The sequence below is a fragment of the Roseomonas sp. TAS13 genome (assembly GCF_001950415.1).
Lineage (GTDB): Bacteria > Pseudomonadota > Alphaproteobacteria > Acetobacterales > Acetobacteraceae > Roseomonas > Roseomonas mucosa.
The window spans coordinates 1-9,079 of record NZ_BDLP01000174.1 but is presented as its reverse complement, the minus strand read 5'-3'; the positions used below and the strand labels follow the sequence as shown (position 1 = coordinate 9,079).

The 9,079-nt window shown below is 71.1% G+C and carries 6 protein-coding genes; all 6 read right to left on the bottom strand.

Annotated features, from left to right (window positions below; all coding sequences use genetic code 11):
- Positions 1-1,311, bottom strand: a 1,311-nt coding sequence (locus ROTAS13_RS14030; RefSeq protein ID WP_075822645.1) for a DNA cytosine methyltransferase, incomplete at its 3' end; no start/stop codon positions are given.
- A gap of 122 nt (positions 1,312-1,433) precedes the next feature.
- Positions 1,434-2,123 (bottom strand): hypothetical protein, encoded by a 690-nt coding sequence (locus ROTAS13_RS14025; RefSeq protein WP_027297317.1) that lies wholly within the window; start codon positions 2,121-2,123, stop codon positions 1,434-1,436.
- 396 nt (positions 2,124-2,519) lie between these two features.
- A complete protein-coding gene (locus tag ROTAS13_RS14020) occupies positions 2,520-2,714 on the bottom strand; it encodes a hypothetical protein (RefSeq protein WP_027297316.1) in 195 nt (64 codons plus the stop codon).
- A gap of 181 nt (positions 2,715-2,895) precedes the next feature.
- On the bottom strand, positions 2,896-3,186 hold the full coding sequence (locus ROTAS13_RS14015) for a hypothetical protein (protein ID WP_027297315.1): 291 nt from the start codon (positions 3,184-3,186) through the stop codon (positions 2,896-2,898).
- A gap of 64 nt (positions 3,187-3,250) precedes the next feature.
- Complete coding sequence (locus ROTAS13_RS14010; RefSeq protein WP_051544303.1) at positions 3,251-5,017, bottom strand: ParB N-terminal domain-containing protein; 1,767 nt, start codon at positions 5,015-5,017, stop codon at positions 3,251-3,253.
- Positions 5,018-5,305: 288 nt separating this feature from the next.
- The coding region (locus tag ROTAS13_RS14005) for a DEAD/DEAH box helicase family protein (RefSeq protein WP_075822644.1) at positions 5,306-9,079 on the bottom strand (3,774 nt) is incomplete at its 5' end.

The following is a 9,079-nucleotide window of genomic DNA, read 5'->3' as shown; positions in this document are numbered from 1 at the left end:
GCCGTTGGAGGGCAGGCTCTCGCCGGCCACCGTGCCGGCGGCGGCGTCCCAGGGCACGACGCCCAGCGCGCCCGAGCGGCGGACCTCACCCCGTGGATCGGCCACGCACTGCCCGGTGCCGTGGGCCCCCGTCACGGCCCGGCCGGCGCCGTCCCAGGGCACGATGCGGAACTCGTTGGAGTGCTTCGCCGGGCCGGTGTGGCGGGGATCCGCCACGGCGAAGCCGCCGGCGCCGACCGCGGCCTTGCCGATCACGACCTGGGAGGGCTGGTCGGACCGCTTGACGCCGTACTGGCCGAAGGCGGCCACCCCGTCGGCACGCCGGGGGTCGGCGACGCTGTAGGCGCCATTCGAGGGGCCGGACCGGCCCGCCACGGTGCCGGCCGGCTCCTCCCAGTGGTTGACGCCCAGCACACCGCCGCGCCACTCGCCGCAAGGGGCGAGGGCATAGTCGCGCAGCAGCCCGTCCTCGACCGCGAGCCGGCCCAGCGAGCGCCAGTCGGACCCGGCCTCGACGAAGGCGAGCCGGACCCAGGTCGCCCAGTGGAGCATCGGCACCCGGTGCATCGGCCCCGCCGCCGGATCGCCGGGCAGGGGCATGCGGGAGAGGACGTCACCGACGCCGTGCAGCGAGCGCTTCGGTGGCTCGTAGAGGAATGGCTTCACCTTGGCGGTGTGGCGGGCGACCAGCAGGAAGCGGCGGCGCGACTGCGCCAGCCCGCCCAGCTCCCCGCAGTCATGCGTCGTCTCGGCCACGGCGTAGCCGTAGGCCCGCAGCAGGCCGCCGATCTGGTCCAGCAGCGGCCGGCCGCGCGAGGCGATGCGGGGCACGTTCTCCAGCAGGATCAGCTCCACCGGATCGTCCCGGTAGGCCTCCAGCGCCAGCCAGATGCCGCGCAGCGTCAAGCGGTTCAGCGCCTGGTACTTCCGGGTCCGGCTCTTGGTCTCGCTGAGCAGGCCGGAGAAGCCCTTGCAGGGGGGCGAGGTGAACAGGACATGCGGGCGCTCGTGGCCGAAGGCCGCGCGCACGTCGTCCACGGTGGCCTCGCGCCAGCCGGCGGGCGGCTCCTGGCCGTGGAAGTCGCGGTACTGCTCGCGGTCGAACAGGTCCAGGCAGGTGCCGGGCACGCCGGCGAGGCGGCCGAAGTCGCGGATCGCGGCGGCGTCCACGTCGATGCCGCCGAGGCAGCGGAAGCTCGCGGTGAGGTTGCCGACCCGAGAGGTGGCCCGGTTGAACCCGCGCGCCCCGCCGCCGAGGCCGGCGAAGAGGTGGGCGTGCAGGATGGTGGCGTGGCCGCTCTCGGTGAGCATGGGCGTGGGTCTCCGGAAACGCGAACGGCAGGACCGGGAGGTCCTGCCGTTCGTGATGGCGATGGTCGATGGAAGAGGTGGCGCGTGTTCCGGCGCCGGGTCGTCAGGCGGCGGTCGCCGCGCTACCGGGAGGCCGCGATGTCGCCGGAGGCCGGAAAGAGCAGTTCCAGGGCGGCGCCGGCCTGTATCTGCGGCAGCGGCGAAAGGCCGGCGAGACGCGGGCGCAGGGAGATCAGGTGCAGGACCGGACAGGTGTGGACGGCAAGATCCTCGGCCGTCACCTCGTCGGTGGCGACCACGGTGCCGGACACCTCGGTGCCGTCCGGAATCACGCCCCGGTAGTCCCAGACCAGCGCCCGAGGTGCCGCCGGCGCCGTTTCCCGTCCCGGAACCACCTTCACCGGCGCCACGAAGACGTCGGTGCCCCGGCGGCCCGTCACCGCGGCCAGGCGCGTGTGCAGCATCGCGGTCGAGCACAGGCGCGCTTCGCGGAGGTCGTCGCCGGCGACCGCCAGGGCGGCGAGCAGCGCGGCGCGGGCATCGGCGTGGAGACCGATGGCGAGATCATGGACGCAGGCCCAGGGTTGGCCGCTTGCCGTCAGCAGCACCGGCCGTTCGTCACGATCGGAGCCCCCGGTCGACCAGGACCAGGCCTGTCCGTCGCAGACGACCTCGATGACGAGCGAGGGCCTGTCCGGGTGCCGGAAGCTCTGTCCGTTCAGGAGATCGCCGTCCAGGGCGGTCCAGCCCTGGGGCGAGAGGCCGAGATCCTCGGCCGCCGAGCGCAGCACGCGCTCGAGGAGGGTCGTCATGGGATCAACTCCGGATTGTCGCGGTTCGTCGCGGACGGGCTTTCGCCTTCTGGTCTTTCGCCCCCGACCCCTCCCCCGTGGGCGCGGTCCAGGCCGCCGGGGGCAAGGGCGAGCGGAGCGAGGGAGCGCAGCGACAGCCCCTTGCCGCCGGGGGGCGGGCGCGGCAGGGCTTCTTCGCCCGCCTCCACCCGCCTTCTCCCCTCACCCCTGTTCACCCGGGCCGGCGGCGGTGTCAGGCGATCCAGGTGGAGCGGCTGGGGCGCAAGATGTCTCTGATGGAGGGCATGGAGAGTTCCTTCGATCCGACGGGGCCAGCCGGGGGACTGGCCGACGCCGTCATTGTCGAAAGATGTGGCGCGAACGGGAAATGCATTCGCGCCGGCACGCCGTTCCTGCTTACTGTTGGTGCAGGGTGGCGAAATGCGCTCTCACGGCCGTGGACATCTCCTCGAGATCAAACAGCATTTCGTCGAGTTTCTCGCATGCGTCGTCGTAGTCGCGCGGGTTGGCCGAATAGAGTGCCTCCTCCAGCAAGGCCACTTGTTCCTCGCAGGCCTTCCAGAGCTTCTCGGTGCGTTGATCCATTTCCATGTCCGGTTCTCCTCAACCACCTCCGGACAGGGCGTGCCGTTTCCCGGGTGACAAGGGCGAACGGAGTGAGGGAGCGGAGCGACGGACCCTTGTGCCCAGGGAAACGCGCACGCCACCGCGCTCTCCTGGCCCTCTCGCTTCGTGGACCGGCCTACCCCTCCGGATAGAGCGATAATGCGGTTTACTCGTCATCCTCCAGGGCGGCATCGGCCTCCTCGGCCGGGTGGGCGCCATCGTCATAGGCGTCGCGCCACAGGCGGTCGGGCAGATCCATCAGCCCGACCATGATCCTCCTGGCGATGCGGGCATGGGCCACGCGCAGGAAGCCGTAGAAGCCCAGATGGCCGTCCGCATACTCGAACAGGCGGTCGTGATCGTCCCGCAGGCCGGGCGTGTGCAGGATCGGATTCTTACCGGCGAGCTGGAACGGTTCGCTGGCCGAGCCGCGCGCGGCGACGTCGATGAAGGCCATGGGGCTTGCCTCGTGGGTGACGTTGGCGGGGAGGGACCCGGCCGGATGGCCGGGTCCAGGAGGCTCAGGGCGCGTGCGCGACGGGGGCGCTGCCCTGGCCTGGGGGTGGCGGGGCGCCGTTCCCGTCCCCCTCCGTCTCGTCCTCACCCTCGTCCGGCTGCGACGGCTCCGCCTCCTCGTCCTCCTCCGGGATCTCCTCGCCCTCGATGCTCGCGTCCTCGGTGCCGCAGCCCCCTTTGCGGAAGGCGGCCAGCTCCGCGGCGCGCGTCCGGTCCGCGGCGGCCTTGCGGCGCTCCTCGTCGGTGAACCCGAAGCGTACCAGCGGGTGCAGGAAGATCCGGTTCTTCATCTGTTCCACGATCGCCGCGCGTGTGGCCTTGCCGGTTTGCCGGGGCAGGACATTGTTGGCGCTGGCGGTGCGTTCGATGGCCGCCTTGCTCAGGTTGGCAAGGAATTCCTCCGTCGCCGTGGTCGGCAGGTAGCTGTCGGCCTCCACGGCCAAGCCCGCGATGCGCCCGACCATCCCCGAGGACGAAAAGCCGACCCGGCAGGACAGCGCCTGACGGAGCATCCCACGGGCGGCGGCGCGCAGCGCGGCCGGATCGCTGGTGATGACGCCGCCCTCGGTGATGGAGGCGGCCAGTTCCGCGCGGTGCCCGGCGTAGAGGTCGTCGCCCCTCGCGCCGGAACGTACGCTGACGTTCCGCCCCGCCAGGGCCAGGACGAGCAGGCCGATCAGCGTGTCGTCGGGGATCTCAGCCTCGGCGAAGGCAGTGTGCAGCGCCTCGGTCCGCAGGTCGCCCACCATGGTCTCGCCCTTCTGCGTCAGATCGGGGCGGGCCGCCTTGGGCATCGTGGCGCCGGTCGTATCGTTGCGGGCGCCTGAGGAGCGGGGCTCGGTCCGCACGGGCATCCGGAAGATCGAGGTCTCGACCTCGCAGGAACGCCGGTCGACATAGTAGCCCACCGTGTCGTCCGGCCCGGGCTGGCGGTAGTAGAGCGACTGCGCGCCCTTCGGCAGCACCGGCCGCTCGTACTCGTCGAGCCCCAGCAGGACACCGCCCTCGGGGAGGTTGTTCTCCAGCCAGGCCTGTTGCGCCTGGATGAATGCGTCGGTCTGCGTGGTGTAGCGGGGATCGGTGTCGCCGGGTGCGAACAGGTCATCGTGCCAGACGATGCCGAAGGCCTCGGCCTCGGCCGGCCCGAACTTCGCCCGGGTGAACGGGATCCGGCGCCGGTCGAGGCCGTGGGCGATCATGTGCCAGCTGGCCCGCTCGTTCCGCTTGGGCCTGTTCGACTTCCAGACCGCCGCCTGCTCCTCCGCCGTGGCGAGGCCGATGGTGCGCAGCTGCTGCTCGTTCGGCATGTCGCCGCGGGCCATCTGGGTCAGCATGGCGGGCAGGATGTGGCTCATGTGCCGGAGCATCCGGACCCGCCGGACGGTGAGGTTCAGGGCGCTGGCGATGGCCTCCTCGGTCCAGTCCTCGCTGACCAGGGCCTCAATCTTGCGCCACTGGTCGACCGGGTTCATGCCCGCCCGCACCGTGTTCTCGGCCAGGGCCCGCACCTGGTCGGCGCCGGCCTCGTCACCGTCCTCGCGCACCAGGACGTGGATGCTCCGGAGGCCGGCCTTGATGGCGGCGTCGCGGCGGCGATGGCCGGCGATCAGCACGAGCTCGCCTTCGACCTCGCGAGCGGTCGGCGGCTGCAGGATGCCGACGGATTTGATGTTGGCCAGCAGCACAGCGTCGGCGTCAGGTCCAGCCGGGGTCAGGCGGGGATTGGCCGGGTTGTTGCGCAGCTTCTTGGGGTCGGTCTCGATCAGCTTCATGGGGGTCGGGCTCGCTCCGAGGGGTTCCTGTCCGCCCTATCCCTGGGCTGACCCCTCCCCGACGGCGCCCGGGCGGGCGCCGGCACCACGGCGGGCGAGCGGCCCTGCCCCGGCGCGGGACGCGGCCCGCGCAGCGGGGTGCGGCCAAGCGGGGCAGGGCTGCGCAGGCGGCCGTGGAGCGCAGCGGTGACGGGGCGCGGCCGGGTGCGACCGCTCTCTCTCCCGCCCCTTCTCGGCTTACCGATCGCCGCCATCCTCGTATGCCCTCCGCTCTGTCCTGGTTGGACGTCAAGCTGCGGCGGGCAGTTCTTCCTCCTTCCCTGTCTGAGCCAGGTCCTCTTCCAGCCGCTTCATCTCGGCCCGCTTGGCCTCCAGCTCGTCCGCGAACTCGAAGCCTGCTGCGAGCCGTGCCTCGTAGGCCGGCAGTTGCCGCTTGGCTTCAGCCAGACGGCGCCGGTGCTCGGCCAGTTCCGCCTCGAAGCGCCCGAGGTCGTATTCCAGGCGCGAGACCAGCCCCATGGCGGTGAGGTCGTCCTCGATCTGGATTTCCTGCTCCCCGCCGGTGCGCGCGAGCAGGAGGTGGACTTCCAGCTTGGCGCCTTGCTGGTAGCGACGTGCCTCCAGCTTCAGCGGGAAGCCGCCGATGGTCCCGAGGTCCCAATCGCCCTTGCGGCCCTCGAACTGCACGGTCCGGATGAACTTCAGCAGCGCGGCGCCAGCCGGCTTGCGCTCGGTGAAGGTCCTGTCCTCCACCTCCATGTGGAACGCCTCGCCCCGGGTGGACACCCGCCGCGCCAGGTCGGCCTCGGTGTCGGTGATCGCCTGGGTCGCCCGGCCGACCGCCGAGCGGGCCTCCGCGATGCGCCGCCGGACGGCGTGCTGGTCGTCGAAATGCGCGGCGTGCTGTCGTTCCAGCCGGGCAAGCTCGGCCTCCAGCCCGGCCTTCTGCATCAGCCGCGGGTCGCCCGACGCGATGGCCTTGGCCATGGCGAACTGGTTGGCCTGGCTGCCGAGGTCCTCCAGCCGGCGGATCGAGCGGTCCCCGCCCAGCGCCGCCGCGATGAAGCGCGCCTTGCGCTCGTTGTTCTGCCACATCTGGGCATCCATGGAGCCCAGGGTGGCGTAGGCGTAGAGACCGATCTCCTCGTTCTGGTTGCCCTGCCGCTCGATGCGGCCCTCGCGCTGCTCGATCTCGGACGGTAGCCAGGGCACGTCGAGGTGGTGCAGAGCGGCGAGCCGGCGCTGGGCGTTCACGCCGGTCCCCATGGTGGCCGAGGAGCCCAGCACGAAGTCCATCTGGCCGTTGTTCAGGGCGTTGAACAGCGACTGCTTGGCTTCCGCCTTCTTGTAGTCCTGCATGAAGGCAATGCGCTCGGCCGGCACGCCGAGGGCGATCAGGCGCTCGCGGATCCAGCGATAGGCCGAGAAGCCCCGCGTGGCGAGCGCCCCCTCGGTGCCCAGGTCCGAGAAGATCATCTGCGCGGCGCCCGGCACCGGGTGCGGCGTGCCGTCCGGCCTGCGGTAGCGCCGGTCCCGGGTCTCCTGCCAGATGCGGAAGGCGTTCCCGATCAGCAGGTTGAGCTTGTTCTGCGGCTCGTTGTCCTGCTCGGGCACCACGAAGCGCAGGTCGATCGCGGCGTGCCGGCCGTCGGTAATGACGGAGAGCAGGATGTCCTGGCCCTTCTCGGGCTTACCCTTTCGCGCCTCGATCGCCTTGATGCGCTCGGCCAGGTGGCGTTGGTAGGCCTTGAAGGCCGGGCTGGCGGGGGCGGTGACGATCTGGCGCTTGCCGCCCGTGATCGCGGGCAGCCGCAGGTACTGCCGCAGGTCGTCCTTCAGCACCACGTCCGCGACGGAGCGGAACATGGCGATCAGGTCGGCCACGTTGACGAACTCGGAGAAGCGCGTCACCGGCTTGTAGAGGCCGGAGGGCTGCAGTTCCAGCTCGGTGCGGGTATCGCCGAAATTGGACGCCCAGGCGTCGAACTCCTGGATGCCACGCTCCTCCAGCATCTCCGGCTGCATGAAGCGCTGCAGGGTGAACATCTCGCCCAGGGTGTTGGTGATGGGCGTGCCCGAGGCCAGCACCAGCGCCCGGCCAGGATTGACGGTCGCCACGAAGCGCGACTTCACGAACAGGTCCCAGGCCCGCTGCGAGCCGTCCGGGGCGATGCCCTTGAGGCCGCCCATGTTGGTGGCGAAGGACAGCTTGCGGAACTCCTGCGCCTCGTCGGCGATCAGCTGGTCCACGCCCATCTCGGCGATGGTCAGCATGTCGTCCTTGGTGCTGGACAGGCCTTCCAGCTTCTCCTGCATGCCCTCCTTCATGCGCTCGATGCGCTTGCGGGCGATGCGGTCCTCACCGTCGAGCCGGCTCAACAGGGCCGAGTAGGCGTCGAGCTGTGCCTGCACCAGGCCGCGCTCGAACTCCGCCGGCGAGGCGATGAACTTGAACGCCGAATGGGTGATGATGATGCAGTCCCAGTTGGCGGTCGCCGCCCGGGCCAGGAAGCGGCCGCGCTTGTCCTTGCTGAAGTTGGTCTCGTCGGCCACCAGGATGCGGGCGCCCGGATAGAGCTGCAGGAACTCCCGCGAGGCCTGCGCCAGGCAGTGGCCGGGCACCGTCAGCATCGCCTTGGAGATCAGGCCGAGGCGCTTCTGTTCCATGATCGCGGCGGCGATGGTGAAGGTCTTGCCGGCCCCCACGGCGTGGGCGATGTAGGTCTGGCCGGAGGCGATGATGCGCCAAACCACGCGCTTCTGGTGGGCGCGCAGCTGGATCGCCGTGGAGGCGCCGGGCAGTTGCAGGTGCTCGCCCGAGAAGTGCCGCGGCATCAGGCTGTTGAAGGCATCGTTGTAGACGCGCACCAGCCGCTCGGCGCGATCGCCGTCGGTCCAGACCCAACGCTCGAAGGCGCCCTTGATCCTGGCCAGCTTGTCCTTGGCGGCCTCGGTCTCCTTGGCGTTCAGCTGGCGGTGCTCGCCGTTCTCGTCGCGCCAGACGTCCCAGATCTGCGGGATGGCGGCGTTCAGGGCATCGTCCAGCAGCTCGCCGGCATGGCGGCGGTGCGTGCCCCATTCCGAGGTGGCGGACGCCTCGCCCGCGAAGCGGTGGACCTCGATGCTCCAGTGCGCCACCTCCACGGTGTGCCGCACCACGGTCCGGACCCCCATCACTTCCTCGATGAAGCTGGCGACGTCGCTGGCCGGAATCCACGGAGCACCGAGGCGGGCGGTGATGTCGGAGGGGCGCAGGTCCTCCGGCTGCACCCGCTCCAGCGCCACGACGTTGCGGGCATACCGTTCGTCCAGCACGGCGGCGGCCCGCGCGGCCGCGAGCTTGCGGCGGACATGGCCCGACAGGTACTCGTCGGCGGTCTGCCAGGCCTCGAAGCCCCCCGTGGTCAGGCCGGGATCGAGGAACACGGTCTCGCCGAGCTCGGCCAGCACCGTCGCCCGGTCGCGGCCGAGCAGCTCGGCGATGTGGTCGAGGTCCACGGTCCCGCGCTCGGCCAGCGTCACCGCCAAGGCATCGGCCGCCGAGACGATGACCGGCTCGGCCGGGGCGTGGATCACCCGGTCGGTGAAGATCGGGCCCCGGCTCGCCGTGCCCGTCTCCAGGTCGTATTCCTCGATGGAGGAGACAAGCCAGCTGTCCGGATCGTCGAGGAAGGGCTGCAGGTTGGGCCGCCGCACGCTCTCGCGCACCTCCCCCGTCGCCTCGTCGGTGGAGGTGGAGACGGTGGTCAGGTTGATCGGGCCGAAGGCGCGCACGAAGCTGCCGTAGGCGGCGCGCAGCCGCACCTGGGCGGCGCCGAACGGCTCGTCCGCCTCCTGGGCGCGGATCACCTCGCGCACGGCGTCACGGACCGGGATCAGGCCGCGGATGATGCGGGCGTGCTTGGCGAAGAGGCCGACGGTGCCCTTGCCGGACTTCACCGCCACCTCCTCGGCGCGACCGTCCACCACCTGCAGGAGCGTGCCGCCCTGGCCGAGCAGATAGGACCCCTCCTTGATCGTGGCGCCCTCGGCGGCGGTGCCGACCTGCACGGTGGGCTTCGC

What these genes read in the sequence shown, in the direction of transcription:
- ROTAS13_RS14025 (WP_027297317.1), bottom strand. Translation starts at nt 2,123, where the DNA reads ATGACGACCCTCCTCGAGCGCGTGCTGCGCTCGGCGGCCGAGGATCTC.
- ROTAS13_RS14020 (WP_027297316.1), bottom strand. Translation starts at nt 2,714, where the DNA reads ATGGAAATGGATCAACGCACCGAGAAGCTCTGGAAGGCCTGCGAGGAA.
- ROTAS13_RS14015 (WP_027297315.1), bottom strand. Translation starts at nt 3,186, where the DNA reads ATGGCCTTCATCGACGTCGCCGCGCGCGGCTCGGCCAGCGAACCGTTC.
- ROTAS13_RS14010 (WP_051544303.1), bottom strand. Translation starts at nt 5,017, where the DNA reads ATGAAGCTGATCGAGACCGACCCCAAGAAGCTGCGCAACAACCCGGCC.